This is a genomic window from Stieleria neptunia (assembly GCF_007754155.1).
In the GTDB taxonomy this organism is placed as follows: domain Bacteria; phylum Planctomycetota; class Planctomycetia; order Pirellulales; family Pirellulaceae; genus Stieleria; species Stieleria neptunia.
Window position 1 is genome coordinate 2,344,786 of record NZ_CP037423.1, and the last position, 19,748, is coordinate 2,364,533.

At 60.3% G+C, this 19,748-nt stretch carries 14 protein-coding genes; 7 read left to right on the forward strand and 7 right to left on the reverse strand.

The genetic code is table 11. The features are described 5' to 3' along the window. The first annotated feature begins 354 nt into the window (after positions 1-354). The 4 genes from Enr13x_RS08180 to Enr13x_RS08195 are packed head-to-tail and all read left to right on the forward strand — an operon-like array spanning position 355 to position 4,583. Positions 355-882 (forward strand): RNA polymerase sigma factor, encoded by a 528-nt coding sequence (locus tag Enr13x_RS08180; RefSeq protein WP_145385560.1) that lies wholly within the window; start codon positions 355-357, stop codon positions 880-882. Then, complete coding sequence (locus Enr13x_RS08185) at positions 875-1,567, forward strand: hypothetical protein (RefSeq protein ID WP_145385561.1); 693 nt, start codon at positions 875-877, stop codon at positions 1,565-1,567. Before Enr13x_RS08180 ends, Enr13x_RS08185 begins: the two co-directional genes overlap by 8 nt. Next, positions 1,564-3,072, forward strand: a complete 1,509-nt coding sequence (locus Enr13x_RS08190) for a hypothetical protein (protein ID WP_145385562.1) — start codon at positions 1,564-1,566, stop codon at positions 3,070-3,072. The genes Enr13x_RS08185 and Enr13x_RS08190 overlap by 4 nt, the downstream gene beginning before the upstream one ends. After that, positions 3,069-4,583 (forward strand): DUF1559 family PulG-like putative transporter, encoded by a 1,515-nt coding sequence (locus Enr13x_RS08195; protein WP_145385563.1) that lies wholly within the window; start codon positions 3,069-3,071, stop codon positions 4,581-4,583. Before Enr13x_RS08190 ends, Enr13x_RS08195 begins: the two co-directional genes overlap by 4 nt. A gap of 130 nt (positions 4,584-4,713) precedes the next feature. Here Enr13x_RS08195 and Enr13x_RS08200 read toward each other — a convergent pair whose 3' ends face one another. The 6 genes from Enr13x_RS08200 to Enr13x_RS08225 form a co-directional block, all read right to left on the reverse strand. Then, complete coding sequence (locus tag Enr13x_RS08200; protein ID WP_145385564.1) at positions 4,714-6,765, reverse strand: S46 family peptidase; 2,052 nt, start codon at positions 6,763-6,765, stop codon at positions 4,714-4,716. A gap of 171 nt (positions 6,766-6,936) precedes the next feature. After that, the gene (locus Enr13x_RS08205) at positions 6,937-8,229 is read right to left on the reverse strand and encodes a Gfo/Idh/MocA family protein (protein WP_145385565.1); all 1,293 of its coding nucleotides are present in this window, start codon (positions 8,227-8,229) and stop codon (positions 6,937-6,939) included. Positions 8,230-8,456: 227 nt separating this feature from the next. Beyond that, a complete protein-coding gene (locus Enr13x_RS08210; RefSeq protein WP_095741374.1) occupies positions 8,457-8,774 on the reverse strand; it encodes an HU family DNA-binding protein in 318 nt (105 codons plus the stop codon). A 384-nt stretch (positions 8,775-9,158) separates the two neighbouring features. Further along, positions 9,159-14,036 carry an Ig-like domain-containing protein gene (locus tag Enr13x_RS08215; protein WP_231744158.1) on the reverse strand — a complete coding sequence of 1,626 codons (4,878 nt, stop codon included), beginning with the start codon at positions 14,034-14,036 and terminating at the stop codon, positions 9,159-9,161. A gap of 471 nt (positions 14,037-14,507) precedes the next feature. Beyond that, entirely contained in the window at positions 14,508-14,708 is a 201-nt protein-coding gene (gene yidD / locus Enr13x_RS08220; protein ID WP_145211708.1) for a membrane protein insertion efficiency factor YidD, read from the reverse strand. 307 nt (positions 14,709-15,015) lie between these two features. Continuing rightward, positions 15,016-15,348, reverse strand: coding sequence for a HesB/IscA family protein (locus Enr13x_RS08225; RefSeq protein WP_095741396.1), 333 nt, complete (start codon positions 15,346-15,348; stop codon positions 15,016-15,018). Between the two features lie 315 nt (positions 15,349-15,663). Here Enr13x_RS08225 and Enr13x_RS08230 point away from each other — a divergent pair, with 315 nt between their 5' ends. The 3 genes from Enr13x_RS08230 to Enr13x_RS08240 are packed head-to-tail and all read left to right on the forward strand — an operon-like array spanning position 15,664 to position 18,887. Further along, entirely contained in the window at positions 15,664-16,698 is a 1,035-nt protein-coding gene (locus tag Enr13x_RS08230) for a rhomboid family intramembrane serine protease (protein ID WP_231744159.1), read from the forward strand. A 6-nt stretch (positions 16,699-16,704) separates the two neighbouring features. Continuing rightward, the gene (locus tag Enr13x_RS08235; protein ID WP_145385568.1) at positions 16,705-18,123 is read left to right on the forward strand and encodes an MATE family efflux transporter; all 1,419 of its coding nucleotides are present in this window, start codon (positions 16,705-16,707) and stop codon (positions 18,121-18,123) included. Continuing rightward, positions 18,123-18,887 carry a 2-phosphosulfolactate phosphatase gene (locus tag Enr13x_RS08240; protein WP_145385569.1) on the forward strand — a complete coding sequence of 255 codons (765 nt, stop codon included), beginning with the start codon at positions 18,123-18,125 and terminating at the stop codon, positions 18,885-18,887. Before Enr13x_RS08235 ends, Enr13x_RS08240 begins: the two co-directional genes overlap by 1 nt. A gap of 54 nt (positions 18,888-18,941) precedes the next feature. On the opposite strand, the gene Enr13x_RS08245 is transcribed toward Enr13x_RS08240, so the two are convergent. Continuing rightward, complete coding sequence (locus Enr13x_RS08245; protein ID WP_145385570.1) at positions 18,942-19,733, reverse strand: MBL fold metallo-hydrolase; 792 nt, start codon at positions 19,731-19,733, stop codon at positions 18,942-18,944. Positions 19,734-19,748 lie beyond the last annotated feature (15 nt).

Consider the following 19,748-nt stretch of genomic DNA (forward strand, 5'->3'; position numbering starts at 1 on the left):
CCGGTTCGCGCCGGCGCCGGTTCCGGGTTGGACGTCATCCTCGCTGCGATCCACCCTCCCTGAAGGACGTCGCTTCTTTTACTGCAGGATTTGGCAACCGATTTAGATTCTCTCCCTCTGGGAGAGACGGCGTTTGCGCAGCAAGCAAACGCCAGAGAGGGCCGGCGGCTTGCGAAAGGCTTGACGGCTTCCGCTACGATCCACTCCGCCACTTAGACAATCGACGTCCCCCAGGGAGGGTGGCTCTCAAAACCTCGCATCAATCTTTCGAAAACCCTGAGACAGATAGCTCCCGGTAACATCCTTGTCTCAGTTGCAACGCCCGAGGGCGTCAGAAAAGGAACGCGGACGCTGATGTCGATGTGCCCCCAAGAACTTGCCGAAACGTGGAACCGCTATTCGTCGCGGTTGTTGCTGATCGCCCGCGCGATCGGCGAGCCGGCCGAGGATGCGGTGCAGGAGGCTTTTCTTCAGCTCGCCCGCCAATCGCCGCCACCGGACGATCCCTTTGCATGGCTGGTCACCGTGACGCGAAACCAGATCTTGCAGTGGCGTCGCAGCGGAGATCGCCGACGCCGTCGCGAGCAGACGACGCAAGGTCATGTTTGGTTCGACGACGCCCACCGCCGGGTCGAAGTCCAATTGGACGCCCGGCAAGTGACCGACGCGTTGGTGATGTTGGACGCCGAGACCCGACAGGTCATCGTGATGCATTTATGGGGCGAAATGAGTTTCGACAAGATCGCCGAGGTCATGGGCTGTTCACGTTCGACAGCCCACCGTGTCTTCCAAGCAGGCATCCGATTGATGCGGCAACAGTTCAAACCCTCTCCAGACGCTCAACCCGGAGTCTCCGTTCAAGGAGCCATCAGCGATGAATGAGACAAACGATCCACTCGACGACGCTTTCGCCGAGCAACTCAAAGCGTTGGTTCCCGCTTCGATGCCCGGCGGACAGCGATCCGACGACCAACCCGCTCTGGCGAGCATGCTGTACCAAGCCGGGTATCAGGCCGGTCGCGAGCAACATGTCCATCGCCTCGCGGCATCGCGTCACACCACCACCTGGTTCTCGATCGTGGCCGCCAGTCTGTTGACGGCCATCTTGACCATGCCGGTCGCCTATCGGGTCGGGCAACGATCCCTGGAAACGGACTCCGGTGTGATCGGCTCCGGTGTGATTGCCGGGGGCGAGGAAGTGAATCAACAGGGCACGGTCGATCCCGCCGCAGCGAGCCGCGCCGAAGTTCAGCGTGTCAATGAGCGGACTGGAAAACCGGGCGAGTCACCGTCACCGATCGCCCCGAAGCTTGATTCCGAAAACACGCCGGCGTCGTTTGCCGTGACGCCATTCGATTTCAAGCAGCTCGCGCGGCTGTGGCAACCCGCCTGGAAATTGCGCGAGCCGTCGGCCGACACGCTGACCGCGTTTCACGGAGCTTCGCTGGAGGATCTTCCGCGTTCCGCTTGGACCTTCGCTCCCGACGATCCGATGCTTCCGCGCGAAACGCTGTCGGCCGGCGATCTTGCAGATTTCACCCTTGGACTTGAGGTCAATCATCGATGAATGTTTTCCCCGGCAAACCTGTCGTGATTCTCTGCTGCTTCGCGGCGGCTGTCTGGACGCAACTCAGCCATGGACAGGTGATGCGGTCGCCGGCCATCGAAAAAAGTGAGACGGTGGTCGAACCGGCAAGTCCATCGCCCCCGTTGGTGCTTCACGCCCGGCAACAGAGCGACCCGCCGCTGCGCTATCGATTGTGGCCGGCTCCCGAGCGACGTCGTCCGCGTGGCGCGATGGTGGCGGTCAACCGTTCCATGCTGTTGGTCGCTCAGGTCTCGGCGAAACAAAAACGTGACTTTTTGGATCGTTACGATGCCTGGTCGCAGATGCCCCTGGACGAGCTTCCGGTCGAGCAGGCCAAGGCGAGTTGCTTGCCGTTTGAAACCGCGATCGGCGTCTTGCGGACGGGCGAGAATTGGATGGACTTGAAGTACGATCTCGGGTTGGAAGACATGTCGTTTTCCGAGAAGTTGGGGACGCTACTTCCCGAACTCCAGGAATCGCGAGATCTGGCGCGTCTGCTGTGCATGCGTGCCCGCGTCGCCGCAGCTGAACACCGCTGGACGGACGCCGTCGACGATCTGCGTTTGGGATTCCGACTCTCCGAAATCACCGCCCACAGCACCAATACGCTGCTCAGTCGCTTGATCGGGATTGCGATCTCCGAATCGTTGCTCGAGACGATCGAGTCGATGATCCAGCAGCCGGACTGTCCCAACCTTTATTGGGCGCTGGCGGGGTTGCCTGTCGACCGCCTGTTTGAAATGCGTGAAGCGATCGAATACGAATCGACGGTGGCCTACCACGCCGGCATCCTGGCGGGACTGGACGAACTACCCGACGAAATCATCGGCGAAGCAAGGGCGTTGAATCGACTCAAGGAATTGTCCGATGTGATTGCGACGATGTACGATTCGGTCAACACGCCGGCTGAAACGACTTGGCTGCATCAATTGTCGACCGGCGTGCTGATCACGATGATGGTTCAGCCGTCTCGTCAGCTGTTGCTTGAAAACGACGACTGGAAAGAACGCGTCGATGAACTCTCCGACGCCGAAGCCGTGTTGCGGGCGAGCGATTTCGAATTGTCTCGGATTCGCGAGCGATGGTTGGCTTGGTCGTTGTTGCCCAGTGATTTGTGGGACGTCAGCAAGGCCGAACGCGACGCGGCGATGAAGGTTTCAACGGACACGGTCACGCTCGGGGGACAATTGGCTCGCGTCATGTTGCCCTCGTTCCAAACTGCGACATCGAGTGGGCTGGACGTCAAACAGCAGCATCATCGATTGCTGACATTGGAAGCGTTGCGGATGCATGCCGCTGAAACGGGGGCGTTGCCCGAGGCGATCGACAATCTCACCCCCGTGCCGGCCTGGTTGGACCCGATCTCGCGCAAACCGTTCGTCTATCTTCGACAGACACCCACCGAAGCCACGCTGTCGCGTGCCGCAGGGCGACGCAACAAAGAAAACCTTACCCTTTCGATCAATCTGCAGGTGACACAATGACCCCTTCCGAACGAGCCAGCTTCGCACGACGCGTGATTGCTTTGTTGATGGTGTTTAGCGTCGGTCTGAGCTCCGTCGCCGACGGACAAGATCGCCGTGAGGGCCCGCCCCATGCGGTCCTGATCAATGATTTGGCGGCAAGCCATCCGGTGTCGGCGTACATCGATGCATCGACTCTGTTGGTCGCGGAGATCGACTGGGAGAAAATGGATGTCGACGCGTTGTTTGCCTCGGTCCAAAAATTGACCGGTGATCGACCGTCCGACACGGCCATGGTGAAAGATCTGATCGGGAAACTCAAAGCGGGTAAAGCCGGTCGCATCTACGTCTTGGCGGGGCTGCAAACGCTCACCGACCGCGCGCCGTTGATCGTCGTTGCGACGCCGGACGCACCCACCCTGCCCACCCTGTTCGCTTCCTTGAAAGACCTGTTCGGCGACAACGTCCGAATCGCACCGTCGGGATCCGCCTTGCTGTTCGGAACGCCCGATCAACTGCAACGCGTTGAATCGTTGAACCCCGTCAGTCGAAACGACCTGCTGTCGCCGCTCCGCGACGCGAATCGTCTCGACCATACCGCGGTGCTCTCTCTGCCCAACGCGTCACGCGATTTGTTGGCCAAGTTGTGGCCCGTCGACCAGCCCAGTCGATTTCCCGTCAAGGTTTCACCGAGCCAGGCTGCCGCCGACATTCATCGTCTGGTGATCACCGTTCAAACTCCGCCCCATCCGTTGGTCAGACTGCATTTTGATTCCGTCGACGCCGAAGCAGCCGACCGAGTCCGCAACACGTTGGCAGCAATCAAGCAGCAATTCGATCCGATGCTGGCCAACGTGACCGTGAACCGCGAACAACAACGGGTCACCGTGGAAGTGGACGGCAAAACAATTGAATTCTTTGAGACGATCGCATCCGAGATGCGTCGATCGGCAGCCCGGGCCAAACGGGTCGCGACCATGAAACAACTGGGCATCGCGTTTGACAACTACCACGACCGCGAAAAACATTTTCCGCCACGCTGTTTCGTCGATCCCGATGGCAAACCGCTGCACAGCTGGCTGGTCGCGGTGTTGCCCGACATGAACAATCTGGCGTTGTATCGAAGTATCCGGCTGGACCTGACTTGGGATGCCGACGAAAACGAGCGGCTGCGAACAACCGTGCCGGCCGGGTTCGGCAGCCAGCACTTGCCCGTCGGACACACCATCATCCGGGCACCGGTGTTTCCCGGATCGCTCTGGCATGGGGACGGCCCGCCGAAACGACGGGACGACATCACCGACGGGGCGGCCAATACGATCTTGTTGATCGAGGCACCCGACGATGCTTCGATTCACTGGGTCGACCCGACACCGTGGGTGATTTCCGAAGACGATCCGGTCGAGGATGTTTTCGGCGACCGCGACGATGCACGCGTGCTGCTTGCCGACGGTTCGGTGCTGTTGATCAAACGGGCCGAGATTGACCAGCAGAAATTGAAAGCGATGTTGACGATCGCTGCGGGGGATTGAGGTGGGTGAAAAGGTGTGGGATAGGCTTCCAGCCTGTCGATGCTCAATGGATGAACCGGGAAGGCTCTCTCACTGAAATGACAGGCTGGAAGCCTATCCCACAGGGAGGCAAGCTGGAAGCTTACCCCACTTATTTGCCGATGGAGTCGGCGAGTTGGTCGGCTCCGTAGATGTTGCGCAGGGCTTCGAGGATTCCGACGCCGGAAACACTGACCGCGCGGGCTTGCTGGTCGGTGTAGAGGTAATCGCTGGTCAGACTTTGAATGTTGCCGTCGAAGATCAACCCGACCAGTTCACCCTTGCGGTTGACCACCGGTGAGCCGCTGTTGCCGCCGATGATGTCCGCGGTGCAGACAAAGTTCAATTGCGTGGAGAGGTCCAATTTGTCTTGGGCTTGATTCCATGAGGGTGGCAAGTCGAAATCTGTTTGACCTTGGTGTTGCGCTTCGTGCTTAAAGGCTCCGGCAAAGTCAGTCGCCGGCTCAATCGTCTCGCCGTCCTGGATGTAGCTTTTGACTTGCCCGAATGCCAATCGCAGCGTGAACGTCGCGTCCGGGTATCCCGACGCTCCTTGCAACTTGCTGACCGCCGCGGTGATCTTGGCATAGGCTTGGCGTTCGCGTTCATCGAGTTCTTCGTTGATCGTTCGGATCCGGCGATATTCGGGTTCCAGCTTGCGAGCCAGCTCGATCAACGCATCGTCGGAGCGTTTGATGTCATCGAGCGTTCCGTCGAGATAGGTTTTGCGAACGCTGATCTCGTCCAGCTTGGTGCCTTCGATCAGTTCGGCGGCGCGCTCGCGCGGCCCCTTGCCGTCCAAGACCACGGCGACCCATTGGTCGTCGCCGCCACGGCTTTCGACGAAACGGGCCAATTCATCGGCCAGTTTGACGCGTTCCAAGTCTCGGTAAATCGGTGCAGTGCTGAGCAGATCTTGGACCAGCGAATCACGCCCCGACTCGGTGAATTCGCGTAGTCGCTCGCCATTGGGTTTTGCGTCTTCGGCGGCTCGCAAGACCGTCGTCAGTGCCAGGTCGAACAGCCGTGAACGGAACGTGACCGTCTGTCCCAGCATGCGCTTCTTTTCCGCTTGCACGGCCGCGATCTCGGCGAACGCACTTTCGGTGTCGCTGAGATCGGGATCCGATTGGGCCGCCGCCCGCAGCTTGGTTTCTCGCGTTTGTTTCGTCGCGATGGTGTTGGGGTCTTGCAACCCGGCCAGCATCCCCGTGTAGGCTTTGCGTCCGTTCTGGACACCGAACAATTCGTCCCGGGCACGACGTGTCGCTTCGGCGCCTTCCAAGCCGAATTGCTGCAACATGATTTCTTTGCGGCGGAGGTAATCCAACACGTAGGGCAGCCGGGAATCTCGCAGATACTTGAGCGCCTCGACGGTGAAGATTCGTTGGGTCCGTCCGGGGTTTCCGCTGACGAAGACCAACTCGCCTTCGCTGACGCCCGAGTCGCTCCACCGCAGGAAGTGATCCAGCTCGGCCGGCTTGTCGTCTTCGTACACCCGCATGATGGTGGCATCCAGATTGTAGCGGGGGTATTCAAAGTTATCGGCGTCGCCGCCGAAGAACGCGGCTGCCGTCTCAGGAGCCCATACCAACCGTACGTCGGTGTACTTCTTGTAGCGATACAAGTGATATTGTGCGCCGCCGAAGAGTGTCACGACGTCGCTGCGTAATCCGGTTTTGTCGGTCGACTCTTTTTCGATCTCCGCGATCACCGCGCGCCGCTGCACCGCCGCATCGGCAACCGACGCGTCTTCGGCGACCGCGGCATTGACTCGCTCGGTCACGTCGTCGATCGAAACCAACTGGTTCAATTCCAGATCGGGGGCTTTGAGTTCTTGGTCCAACGATTTGGCCAGGTAACCATCATCGATCAGGTTGCGGTCTTCGGAGCTGAGTTTGTGCAACGTGTCGCTGGCGACATGATGGTTGGTCAGCACCAAACCGTCGCTGGAGATGAACGAGCCCGAACCGCCGCTGTTGAATCGCACCGACGACAAACGCAAGGCATCGGCCCACGCCTGAGAAGGCTGAAAGTCGTACTTCGATTTCAGCTGATCGACCGGCAGATCGTTGAACAAGTACATGCCTTCGTCGCCGGAGGTTTCAAAGACAGGGCAGAGCAAGGTCATCGTTGCCAGAGCCAATGGGTAGAGCTTTCGCATGGTCGGTGGAGATTGGAACCTGATGGAGGATACAACAAACGTGGGGTAAGCATCTTGCTTGCCTTCCTCGGAAGCGTCAGCTTCCGAGTGTGACAGACTCAGTGTGGATCGCAAGCTGGAAGCTTACGCCACTGGGATCGCAAGCTGGAAGCTTACGCCACTTGGGAATGCTTAGGCCACTTCCCAGCCGGTGCGGTACTGTTTTTGGATCAGCGTGTCGGCCTCGGGGCAGTTGGTCGCTTTGAGATGCTTGCCGTCCCAGTCGAGTGCCTTGCCGGTGCGGAAGGCGACGTTGCCCAGCAAGACCGACTCGGTCAGGGCGCCGGAGTAATCAAAGTTGCACGTCGTTTCGGCGCCCGTCTTACAGGCATGGATCCATTCCTGGTGGTGCCCGATCGAATCGGGAATCGTCGGGGTCGGCGGCTGAAAGTTTTGGAAGCTGTCTTCGGGGTACAGTCGGTAGTTGCCGTAGCTGGCGAACATCTTGCCTTCGCTGCCGACGAACATCACGCCGCTGCCGGGGACTTTTTCGCCGGCCACGGTCTTGGGGATGTGGTCGCCGTCGTACCACGTCATCTTGACGGGGACCTGCGATCCGCGGGCGGGGAATTCGTAGTGGACTGTCAATCCCAGCGGGCAGGTTTCCGGATGCACTTCGGGACCTTCGGCTGCGACGCGGGTGGGATGTCTTAAATCCAGCGCCCAGAAGGGCAAGTCCATGTAGTGGCATCCCATGTCGCCCAGGGTTCCTTGTCCGAAGTCCCACCAACGCCGCCAGTTGGCCGGGTGATAGCGGCCTTCTTTGTAGGGGCGTTCGGGTGCCGGTCCGAGCCACAGATCCCAATCCAAATGTTCTGGGACGGGATCGCCCGATTCGGGGCGTTCGCCACCGCCCCAGCCTTTGCCCACCCAGACGTGGACTTCGGCGACATCGCCGATGGTTCCGGCGCGAATGATTTCCACGACACGTCGATAGTTGTTGCCGGCGTGGATCTGTGTGCCCATCTGCGTCGCGACACCCATTTCCTTGGCCGTTTCGGCGATCAGCCGCGCTTCGTGAACGGTGTGGGTCAGCGGTTTTTCGCAGTAACAATGCAGCCCGGCGCGAATGCCCCGGATCGCCGCGGGCGCATGATTGTGGTCTGCCGTTGAGATCACGATCGCATCGGCGGAGTCGGCTTCTTGGGCGATCATTTCGCGATAGTCGCGATAGGTCTTGGCCGATGGGAATTGGGCCGCGGCTTTGGCGAGGTACTTGGAATCGATGTCGCACAATCCGACGATGTCTTCGCCCTTGACGCCATCGACGTTTGCGCCGGCACGATTGGCCGTCCCGACGCAAAGCACCTTGAGCTTTTCATTGGGCGACAGGGAATCGGCGGCTTGGGTTTCGCTCCACACCCCGGCGGTCAGCGCTGCGGTGGAGAGGGCGGCGGAGTGTTTGAGAAATTGGCGACGTTGCATGGCGGGTTCGTTTGCAGGGTTGAAAGGCGGGGTGATGCCGAGCATTTTAGCCCATCAAATCAGAAGCGGTGTGGGAGGGGAAGCAAGTTTTGATGGATCGGCCGGTGGTACCGACGGATCCGCCGCTGGCCGGCTGATGCGAGGGTTGAGCCATAAAAAAACGACACGCGACTGGGAGTGTCGCGTGCCGTTTCGAACGTTTCTCAGGGGGAGGCTTGGAGGCAAGCTCAGATCATTTCCTTGAGACCCTTGAGCGGTCGGATGACGACCTTCTTGCTGGCCGGTTTGGGCTTCAGCCAGATTTCGCTTCCGTCGGACGGGTTGCGTCCCTTTCGTTTCGGTTTGGCTTCCACATCCTTGCGTTGGATCTTGCACAGACCCGGGATGGTGAATTGACCGGAGCCGGTGCGGCCCATTTCACGAGCGATCTCGTCGGTCAGCGCGTCGAAAACCGCGGCGACGTCTTTTTTGGACAATTCGGTCGACTCAGCGATGTTCGCGATGATCTGAGTCTTCGTAGGTGCCTTCGGCGGAGCTTTAGCCATTTGGGAGAACCTTTTCTGATTGCTTATGCAGGAAGGGTTGAAGAGGGGATTGCGATCCCGTGTGTTTGTGACGGCCAAGTGTTATGTTGCGCCAAAGGTTGGTGCAACCCGGCATCTTCCAAAAAACCCTGCAAATTGCGGGGTTTCCGGCGATTCTTAGCCGAACCAACCGTAGCTCGCGTGGGGAAATGACGAGGCCGAATTCACCAGAAAACGCGTAAAAGCCCGTGTTTTCGGGGATTGTGACGGCTTCCGCGACCGGTCCGTCGCAAACACGTCGCCAAAAAGCCGCCGTCAAAGGCTCGGAAAATGCCCCAAAAACAGCGGCCAAATTTCCTGACCGAATCTCAAAAAAACCGCAAATCACCGGCTAAACCGGAAGAATCAACTGAGGCTGCTGGCATCCAGACCGGATTCGGTGGTCGATTCCGGCTCCGCAGCCGACTCGTCCTCCGATGCCTCGCCTTCGGTTTGCGGGGCCGTTTCCTCTGCCTCCGCAGCGGTCTCCGCAGCGGCGTCCGAGGCCAGGATTGGACTGGCGCCGGCAGGGGCGACTTCCATGGCCGCCGCGTCAAGTTCGTCCTCGCGATCGGAATCGTCTGACGTGGTCGGGGCCAGCAGATCGGCCGACAACAGCGGTGCGGCGACCTCGTTGACCGACGTCGCCTGGGCGACCGATTCCCCTTCGCCGGAACCGGCCGTCGAGAAGATGCCCGTCGCCGGTTCACTCTCTGCGACCTGCTCGCCTTCACCGCTGCCCGCGACAAATTCCGCTTCCGCCGTCGTATCGCTGTTGTCTGCGGCGGGGGTGCGGCTGTAATTGACGGCATTGCTATCCACGTTCACGCGGTACAGTCTCAAGTCGCCGATCTCTCCGCGCGGCTGGACGATGTTGCGATTGCTGGTCAGGATGGCTGCGTTCAACGTGTCGGGGTCGGTGCTGCTGGAACTCGCATCCTCGTCTTCACCGGCGATGATCAGTTCGGTTCCCAAGTCGTTGAGCGTGAAGTTGGCGTTGGAAATCGATTCCGAGGCAAGTGAAGTGGGCTCGGACAACAGCGCCTGTTGGCCGGGTTGGACGACGACCAACGCGGATTGCTGCGGCGTCGACCCCAGCCAATCTTGAAGCGAGATGTATTCCGGTTTGATCCGTCCCATCTGTGCTTCGATCACCACGTCGCCGTCGTCCGCGGTGCTGTTGATCGTGTACTGTTGGGGCTGGTCACCACCGCTGTAGAACGGAATCGCCGGGATCTCGACGACGTATTCACCGGGCAACAAGTTTGCGAAGTATAGGTTGTCACCCTGCAGTCCCGGAGACTCGCTGATGGCATTGCCCAACGCATCGGTCCCGATCAAGCGAACCGCCGAAACGAGTCGGCGGCCTTGGCTGCCGCTGAACTTGACCGTGATCGTTCGTTGAGTCAGGTCCAGCACTTCGATGGTCAACGTCCCCACGCTGTCGGTGCCCGAACCATCGGAGACGGTGTAGGTCAGCGTGTCGGTCCCGGTGAACGTGCTGCTGGGCGGCGTGTACGTCAACTCGGTACCGGCGGTGTTGACCGACGCGGTTCCATTTTGAGCGGTCGTTTCTTGTGCCGTTGTCAGGGTGAACTGCAGCGTTTCGCCGCTGCCATCGACGTTTTCCGGCAGATCCTCCAAGCGGAGCACGACCGAGGGGCCGTCGCCCAGGCTGATTTGAATCGTGTCGTCGAGCACCGGTGGCGGATCCTCGACATCGGTGACGGTAAAGGTGACCGTCGCGGTCGCAACGCCGCCGCCGCTATCACGGATGGTGTAGGTCACCGTTTCGGTGCCGAAGAAGTCGGCCGCCGGGGCGTAGAAGAACGTGGAACCGTCGCTGCTGAATCGCGCCGTTCCGCCTTGGCTGGGCGTTCCGACGTTCTCGATGACAAACGGCTGGTCATCGACGTCGCGGTCGTCATTGGCCAGGATGTCAAAGGAGGTTTCGGCGGCGTCTTCGTTGACCGTAAAGGCGTTGTCGCGGGCGGTCGGTGGTGGGTCGGACGAGGTCACCGTGACGGTTACCGTCAGCGTATCGGTGGCTTCGCCGTCGCTGACGACATAGGTGAAGGTGTCGGTTCCCGTGAACCCGGTCGGCGGCGTGTAATCGACGGCCAGTCCGTCAGAGGAAACTTGAACCGTTGCCCCGGCGGTGTTGCTGGTCACCGACGTGACGGTCAGCGTGCCATCGGTGTCGGGGTCGAGGGAGTCATTGGCCAACACGTCCAGTCGATTGCCGGTGGTTCCCTCCACGACATCAAACGCGTCGTCCAGCCCGGTCGGCGGATCGTTGACCGGCGTGACGGTGACGGTCACCGTGGCGGTGTCTTGCGCGCCGCTGCCGTCGGCGACCCGATAGGTGAACGTCGTCGTGCCGTTGAAGTTTGTCGTCGGGGTGAACGAGACTTGTCCCGAATCCACACTGACCGTGCCCCCGCTGGCCGGTTGGGTGACCGAGACGATCGACAACGCTGTGGTGCCGGTGGTGGTGTCGTTGGCCAGCACATCGATCGGCGTCGCCCCGGAATCTTCGGCGACGGTGATCGCGTCATCGAGCACCGTGAACTCCAGACCGACGGTCAAGTTGACGTTGCCAAAGAACACCGATTCGGCCGGGACTTGGTCATCTTCGCCGTACACCAAGACCTCGCTACTGGTCTCGTCGGCTTCCTCGCTGCGGATGTTGACGCTTCCCGAGGCGATGGCTTCCATCTGCACGCGGGCGATCACGGATTCGGCTTCACCGGTCGCGACCGCGGCGGTCGATGCGGCACCGAGTTCGTCAATCAGTCCGGTCGAAATCGTTCCCTTGGGTGACAGCGTGAAGTTGCCGACGTATTCGATCGTCGTCCCGCCTTTGACGCGAATCACCGAGGAGTCGAACAGGATGTCCGTGTAAATCGCAAACACCCCGTCGCGGTCAAAGCTGTTGCGGGCGTCGACCCCGACCAGTTCCAAGATGAATTCGTCGCCGACGTTGACGTTGTTGATCACGTTTCCGTCGGTGTCCTTGAGCACCAATTTGACTTCGGCTTTGGGTGCCTCGGCGACCGTGACGGTAAAGTTTTCGTTACGCGTGTTGCCGGCCAAGTCGGTGATGGCCAGCGAGAACTGCGTGTCACCGACATCGCCGGTCTCGGGCGTCCACTGGATCACACCGGATCCGGCGTTGATCGTCGCGCCGACGGGAAACTGCGTCAACGCGTACGTGATCGATCCTTCTTCGCTGTTGATCAAATCGGTCTCGTACAGTCGTCCGACGTTGGCGCGGGTGTTGGCGCTGCTGATCACCGAGGTCGGCACGGTGGTGTCGTAGGTGACGCTGACCGGAGAGGTTTGTTCGCTGGTCTGGCCGTTGAAGACTTGGCGAGCGGTCACGTTGTAGGTGCCCTCGCCGAGGGCCGCGATGTTATTGGTCGTGACGGTGACACTCGTCCCGCTGGCGACGGCTTCGCCCAAGACCGCGGACGTTTGCAGATTGATCAATTGGACCGTCGCGCCGCTGGTGACGCCATCGACCACAAACGCCAGCGAGCCCGAATTGGTGATGTTGTCGCTGTCGCTGCTGCCGGTGTCGCTGCTGGCACTCAAGTCAATTGACGTGGGGGCGGCGAGCACCTGTTCGCCTTCGAAGTTAAACGTCAGGACTTGGTTGTCGCTGTCACTGGAACTGTTGCCGGTGACTCCGGGGCCGGGTTGGACGGTGACTTGCACGTCGACCGTTCCGGTGAAGCCGGATGCCGGTGTGACCGTCAGCAATCCGTTCTGATCGATCGCAGCGGTCGCGTTCGATCCGCCCGAAACGACGGTCGCCGAATAGCTGACCGCGTCGCCTTCGATGTCGGTGCTGGACATCTGCAACGTCGCCGGCGTGTCACGCGCGAATTCGTCGGGCACCGTCACCGCATTCAAATAAGGCTGGCTGTTCTGTGTGTCGTTGTTGACGTCGACCTGGAACGTTTCACTGTGCGTATTGCCGTCACCGTCGGTCACGGTCACGGTCACGTTGGTCGATCCGACGCCACTGCCGGTCGGCTTCAACATGATCAACGAATTTTCCGTGTCGGTGAACACCTCGATCGTATTGATCGCGATGTCCGTCGTCGGCCGGTCGGATCCGTTGACGGCATGTTCACTGATCGCGTCACGGACATCCTCGCCTTCGATCAATTGGCCGAACACGCTGTGGTTGTAATCCAAAAACCGCGTGGGCACTTCGGTGACGAAGAATTGGGAGTTGTTGGTGTCGTCGCTGGATTTGGCAAAGGACAGCACGCCCGAACGGTTGTGTTGCAGTTCGGGATGAAAGTCATCGTCGAAATTGCCCAGCGTCGAACCGCTGGTTCCGGTTCCCGTCGGGTCGCCGGCTTGGATCACGAAATCATCGATCACGCGGTGAAAGATGATGTCGTCATAGAAACCGAGTTCGGCTAACTCGATGACACGTCCCGCGGCGGTCGGGGCGCGTTGTTCGAACAACTGGAACACCATGTCGCCGTAAGTCGCCATGTCGATCCGGATCGAGCGGTTGCCGCTGACCACGCTGGCTTCGAGCAGATTGGAATCGGCGACCGAAACGGTCACGGTCAACGGTCCGCCGTCGGGGTCGTAGGCGTCCACGGGCACGTGCAGCGGCGAACCGATCAAGGCGGTCTGGTCACCGATCTCGACGAAGCTCGGATTCTCGCCTTGGGGAATCGGCACGCCGGAGCGATCGCTCAGTTGTTGCAGCGTCAGTACGCCCGTCTCGCGCGTCCCATCGGGAAACACCCACGTCGGATAGGCCGTGATGTTGTTGTCGATGCCGAGCTGGCTGATCGATCGATCGGGGTTGGTCACCTCCACAAAGGGCAGGTATTTCTTCCCGTCTTGGAACAGTTCCTTTTGTTCGGTACATGCCGGGCACCAGCCGGCGCCATAGAACGTCACCTGGCCTTGTCCGGAGATCGGATTGCCGTTTGCATCTCGACCGACCGCCGCCAGGTCTTTGGCAAACTGGACCAGATCCGGCGCCGATTCGCCCTCGGCGTCGCTCACCGTTGTCAGCGTCGATTCGGAGGTCGCGGACGCAACGGTCGCGACTTCGGCCCCCGCGTCGATCGGGCCCATCGATTCGGTGGACACGATCGAAACGTCAGCGGCGAGCAATTGGCGAGCCTCCAGACTTTCCAGTTTCAGCCGCTCCCCACGATGGATCCGGGGGGTGATCGCGGAGGACTTTTGGGAATTCAGGCTCAATTGACCCAGCAGACGGCTCAGGCGACTTCGACGGGCTCGTTTTTCGCGACCTTGGAACATCTATTTAACCAGCTTCAGTGAACGGCTTTGGGGCGACGACGGGAGAAATGCTTGCGAACACCCAGGACAATCACGGATCTTGAGATTTCAACTGCTCAGAACCGTCTCTTGGGCCATTCGGCACAGAGGGCGGGGCGGACTGAGAAAATCCCGCACAACCGCTACCTTTTCACACCCCGGTCTAGGACGTTTCGGAACCCGCGATGGTTCCAGCAAAAATGCCTGGCGGGCAGCGGGAACCCCCACATCGGTGTGTTCGCCGGCACGCTGCGGGGAACGGCCACCGCCCGGAACCCTGGTTGGGGCCGGCGTCGAGGATCCATTCTGAACATCCATCCGACCGGGAATGCTCTCTCTAAGGGCGGATTGAGTCGCTCCGGCGCACGCCAAATCCGCAGGAAACTGTATTTTTTATTGCGGCGGTGGGTCGTGGCCACCGGGATGCCAGGGATGACACTTCAAAATTCGCACGATCGTCCAGAAGACACCGGCGATCGGACCGCGATTGCGGATCGCTTCGACCGCATACTGGCTGCAGGTCGGCGTGAACCGGCAGCGGGGTGGGAATAGGGGGCTGATCCGAGTCTGATAGACCCGAATCAGCCAGATCATCGATTTCGAGAAGATTCCCAGCGGATCACCTCGTCAAACGGAGGTCGACGGGAAGCGGGTGACGGACGGTCCAGCCGAGGCCGATCGTCTCGGCTCTCCAGGTACGATTCTCCACGTACGATGGCCCTTCCGGGCCGTCGTTGGGAGCGCTTTCCTCCGGGGACGATGGCCCTTCCGGGCCGTCGTCGGCAGCACTTTCCGCGACGACCTGGAAAGCACGTCGTCCACCAATCCGCTGAGCGGATCAGACTTAAACGACGAGAGCGTTGGTTCTGAACGCGTCTCGCGTCTATTCCTTCAGTTGGCACTAGGCCTGGAACGAGCTTCCGCAGCCGCAGGTTTTGACGGCATTGGGGTTTTCGAAGGTAAACCCTTGTTTTTCCAGACTTTCGTACCAATCGACGGTGGTTCCGTCGAGGTACAGGGCGCTTTTCTTGTCGACGACCAGTTCAACTCCGTGGCACTCGTACTTCGAGTCCGCTTTTTCATCGTAGCTGTCGTCGAAATTCAGCGTGTAGTTGAATCCGCTGCACCCGCCACCGGCGACACCGATCCGCAGGACCATTTCTTCGCCAAAATTGTGTTCGGTACGGAATCGTTGGACCTCTTGGGCCGCTCTTTCACTCAATTTGACTGCCATCGGGGCGTCACCTGGTTTTTTGGAGGACAAATAAACTTGTTCGTTCCAACGCGACCGCATTTGCCGCCGCATTGCCATTGTATTTAGTCGGACACCGGATGGAATGTAAGACGAACGCTGGGAAACGGCCGTCGATCGGTGACTATTTTTTGGACCGCATGGCGGCAAAACTGACTAACCGTCATAGTATCGGGTAGTCCGCCGCCGGCGGCAAGTCTTTGCGCGCCGCCCCAGCCCGCTCCGAGCGCATTGCATCCCCATCTACGGCCGTTATTTCCACCTATTTGTAACAATTGCATGCGCCGAATCGGCACTTTGACGGATCCCGACCAAGCGAGACGTTTTGCGGACTTTCTGTTCACGCTCTCGATCGAATGCAACGTCGACATCGAAGACGCCCCCGCGGCGGACAAGCCGACCGGCGGTGCGGGGGAGACTGCGGCCGGCGGAAAACAGTGCCATTTGTGGATTCGCGATGAATCCCACGTCGAGCGTGCGAAGCAGGAATTGGACGCCTTTTTGCGGTCGCCGACGGATGAAAAGTACCGTGTCGGTGACGAGGCCGAGCGGATTCGCAAACAGCGGCAAAGCGAAGAAAAGCGGAAAAAACGCTTGCAGCAAAAGGTCAATCCGAAAGCGCCCGCCGCCGGCACCGGCCCCTTGATGGGCGTGCCGACGCGGCAGCAGACGATTCCGGTGGTCATCGCGATGGTGATCCTTTCGGTGATCGCCAGTTTCTCCACCGGATTCGGTAATCCCAAAACGTCTCCAGTTCCCGGCGAACTTTCGACCGAAGAAACCATCTTTTATGGTCTGTCCTTCGTCGATTGGCGCGACTACGTGATCGGAAAAGACCCGTTGGCGTCGATCAAGCAGGGCGAGGTTTGGCGGCTCGTCACGCCGCTGTTCTTGCACGGCGACACGTATCATTTGGCGTTCAACATGTTGGGGATCTTCTTTCTCGGTTCGGCGATCGAGCGGCTCGAGGGGTCGTGGTTCATGGCGTTGCTGTTGTTGGCCAGCGGCATCTTTGGCGGCTTGGTGCAAATCTGGTTGCCACCGGTCGACGCGCTGCCGCCGATGCTGGCGGGGTTGGCCGGGTCGCCGTTTTCGATCGGGGCCTCCGGGGCCGTCTATGGACTGTTCGGTTACCTGTGGATTCGGCCGGCCCTGACGCCGTCCTATCCGGTTCGCATGATGCCGTCCAACGTCGCGATCATGCTCGGCTGGCTGGTGTTTTGCATTTTCTTTGTCGAGCGGATCGCCAACGGGGCGCACATCGGCGGGTTGGTCGCCGGGGTCGTCATCGCCGTGGTCGTCTCGCGGATGCCCTCGGACCGGTTCGCGTAACTGCCGATGTCGGAAATCTCTGGCGGGCGTCATGACCTGTCACAGCCACCGGAGACCGCTCCAGCCCTGCCAGTCCCGACCAATCTGGCAGAAGCGGCCGCCGAAGTGCTGCGCGTGGCGATCCCGTTGATGGTCAGTGCCGGCATGATGTCGATCGTGTTGTTCGTCGATCGGACGCTGTTGATGTTTTATGACGGCATGTCGATGAGTGCGTCGATGGCCGGCGGCAATCTGTTCTGGGTGGTGGTCTGTGTGCCGATCGGAGCCGCCGCGATGACCGGCGCGGTGATCGGCCAGCTGATCGGCAACGGGGAACCCGACAAGGTCGGGCGTCTCCTCTGGCAATCGATTTGGTTGGCCCTGATGACGGTTCCGTTCTTCATCGCCGCCTTCCTGGCCGCCGAATCGCTGTTCCGTTTGACGGGGCAACCGGAGGAATTGATTGCCGCCGAAACGACCTACATGCGTTGGTTGATGCTGGGCGGGTTGGGGCTGGTCGTCGAGTCGGCGCTGAGCGGTTTCTTCAGCGGCACCGAGCGGACGTCGGTGATCATGTGGGTCTCGGTCGCCAGCGGGCTGCTCAATGTGGCCTTGGATGTGGTGTTGATTTTTGGCTGGGCGGGGTTTCCGGCTTGGGGCATCGCGGGGGCGGCCGTCGGCAGCGTGATCGCGTTCTGGTTCAAAGTCGTTTGCTACGCCTGGCTGCTCAGCCGGCCGGCCTTGGAGCGTCGTTATGGGATGCGTCGCGGGTTGGTGATTGATTTTCCGATGTTGCGCAATTTCCTGTTCTACAGTCTGCCCAGCGGGTTGATGTACCTGACCGAAGCCGGCGCGTTCACAATCATCATTTTGAAAATCGGCCAGCTCGGCGACGTGCCACTTCGCGCGACGACGATGGCGATCAATTTCAATATGATCGCATTCATCCCGCTGGTCGGCATCGCGATCGCCGCGTCGGTGCTGGTCGGGCGGCATCTGCTTCAAAACGGTCCCGCCTTTGCCGTCCGCACGTCACTGGCGTCGCTGCTGATCGCGCTGGTCTATTCGGCGTTTTGGGCGGTCGCGTATCTGGTGGTCGGCGACTGGATGCTGTCACTGTACGCTTTGGGGACGCCGGACGACAATTCCCGCCAGGCGATCGTGCTGGCCGGCGGATTGCTGGGGTTTGTCGCCTCGTATGTCCTGGTCGACGCGGTTCAATTGATTTTCAGTGCGGCGCTCAAGGGTGCCGGAGACACTTGGTTTGTGCTCGCCGCCGGTGCGGCGACGAGCGCGGTTTCGATCGCCGCCGGAGTCGCGTTTGATCCCGGCCAGTCATCGCTGACGTGGTGGTGGTGGGTGATCACGATTTGGATTTGGGCGTTGGCAATCACCATGACCACACGATTCCTAGGAGGCCGCTGGAAATCCATGCGGATGGTTTGATGAATCAATCGATCTCTGTCTCGTTGACTCCGTCGGAGCTGTCGCCGGAGTGCGATTTGCACCAGGCGTGTTCGGTCATCATCGATGTCTTGCGGGCGACTAGCGTGATGGCGACCGCCGGCCAGTCGGGCGTCGGCCGAATGACCACCTGCGAAAACGTTCACGCGGCCGCTCAGCTGGCCGATCAGACGCCGATTCGTCCGCTGCTGTGCGGCGAACGGCATTGCAAACCGATCGACGGATTTGATCTGGGCAACTCGCCGGCCGAGTACACGCCCGAGCGGGTGGCGGACCGCGACCTCGTGTTGACGACCACCAACGGCACCCGCGCGATTCATGCGGCCATGCGGTCGCGTCGTTTGTTGGCCGCTTCGTTCTTGAACCTGAACGCGACCGTTGCCGCCGTCCGTTCCGAACCGCACCTGCAAATCGTCTGCGCGGGGACCAACGGTCAGATCAGTTTCGAAGACGTCCTGTTGGCCGGTGCGATCATTGACCGATTGGATCCGCCCGCGTTGCAGGATTCCGCGCCGTCCGGTCACCTCGATGACTCGGCGCGGATCGCCTGGAGTGCTTGGCGACAGGCAGATGTGAACACGAGACCGCTAGGACAATCGCTCGCACAGTCGTTGGGTGGACGCAACTTGATCGAGGCCGGGTACGAGGCGGATCTTCAGCGCTGCGCCCAAGTCAGCACGATCGACGGGACCATCGAGCGGGTCGATCCGGGCGAAGCCGTGTTTGAGTTCCGCCGCAGGGGATAGGCTACTCGCTGAAATCCCTCCGGGATACTTCCGTCCCCGGCGTGACCGAGCGGACTAGCCTAGCCCTTCGGGCAATTTGCCCGCGGCGACTTCTTCGTCCCACTGGTCCATCAGCGGCCAGGATTCGGCCAGGGTTCCAAAATCGGCCATCTTCAAATAACCGCTGACGCGATCGATGGTCTTGTTCATGAAGTCCTTGTCGTTGGCAAAGATCGGGCCGTGGCTCGGTGCCAACCACTTCACGTCGCTGTCGCGGATGCGTCGCAGCGATTGCAGGAACGCCTTGATGTCGCTGCCGTGGTGCGCGTCGATGGCGCCGATGCATCCGTCGCGATAAATGTTGTCGCCGCTCAGCAGCACGTCGCCGATGCGGAAGGCGAGTTGGCTGTTGGTGTGGCCCGGCGTGTGCCAGACTTCGACCTCCAGGTTGCCGATTTTGATCACGTCGCCGTCGTTCACCTGGTGTTCGACGTCGACCTTGGGCATGTCCAGTTTCAGGTTTTGGGCTTCGATTTCGGCGAGCGTCCACAGCGTGTCGCCTTCGGCCAACGGACGGACGGCGTTGGGATGGGCCGTCACGCTGGTTTTGAGCAGCGACTTGAGTTTGGCCAGCCCCTGGATGTGATCGACGTCGGCGTGCGTCGCGATCAGGGTTTTGCAACGGGACAGGGGGAAATCGAGCTTGCGAATGATCTCGACGAAATCGTCGACGGTTTCTTCGTAGCCGATGTCAACGAGTGCCCATTCGTCTTCGTCGTAGATCAGATAGACATTGCAACCGAGCACTTCACGGGCTTGAAAGTTTAACTCGAGAATGCCGGGGAACAGGGGGGTGCGCTGGATCATGCGTTCGGTGTGGTG

Bases quoted from the DNA above. Each gene is read 5' to 3' on its own strand.
- Enr13x_RS08180 (WP_145385560.1), top strand. From the start codon at position 355: ATGTCGATGTGCCCCCAAGAACTTGCCGAAACGTGGAACCGCTATTCG.
- Enr13x_RS08185 (WP_145385561.1), top strand. From the start codon at position 875: ATGAATGAGACAAACGATCCACTCGACGACGCTTTCGCCGAGCAACTC.
- Enr13x_RS08190 (WP_145385562.1), top strand. From the start codon at position 1,564: ATGAATGTTTTCCCCGGCAAACCTGTCGTGATTCTCTGCTGCTTCGCG.
- Enr13x_RS08195 (WP_145385563.1), top strand. From the start codon at position 3,069: ATGACCCCTTCCGAACGAGCCAGCTTCGCACGACGCGTGATTGCTTTG.
- Enr13x_RS08200 (WP_145385564.1), bottom strand. From the start codon at position 6,765: ATGCGAAAGCTCTACCCATTGGCTCTGGCAACGATGACCTTGCTCTGC.
- Enr13x_RS08205 (WP_145385565.1), bottom strand. From the start codon at position 8,229: ATGCAACGTCGCCAATTTCTCAAACACTCCGCCGCCCTCTCCACCGCA.
- Enr13x_RS08210 (WP_095741374.1), bottom strand. From the start codon at position 8,774: ATGGCTAAAGCTCCGCCGAAGGCACCTACGAAGACTCAGATCATCGCG.
- yidD (WP_145211708.1), bottom strand. From the start codon at position 14,708: ATGATCTGGCTGATTCGGGTCTATCAGACTCGGATCAGCCCCCTATTC.
- Enr13x_RS08225 (WP_095741396.1), bottom strand. From the start codon at position 15,348: ATGGCAGTCAAATTGAGTGAAAGAGCGGCCCAAGAGGTCCAACGATTC.
- Enr13x_RS08235 (WP_145385568.1), top strand. From the start codon at position 16,705: ATGTCGGAAATCTCTGGCGGGCGTCATGACCTGTCACAGCCACCGGAG.
- Enr13x_RS08240 (WP_145385569.1), top strand. From the start codon at position 18,123: ATGAATCAATCGATCTCTGTCTCGTTGACTCCGTCGGAGCTGTCGCCG.
- Enr13x_RS08245 (WP_145385570.1), bottom strand. From the start codon at position 19,733: ATGATCCAGCGCACCCCCCTGTTCCCCGGCATTCTCGAGTTAAACTTT.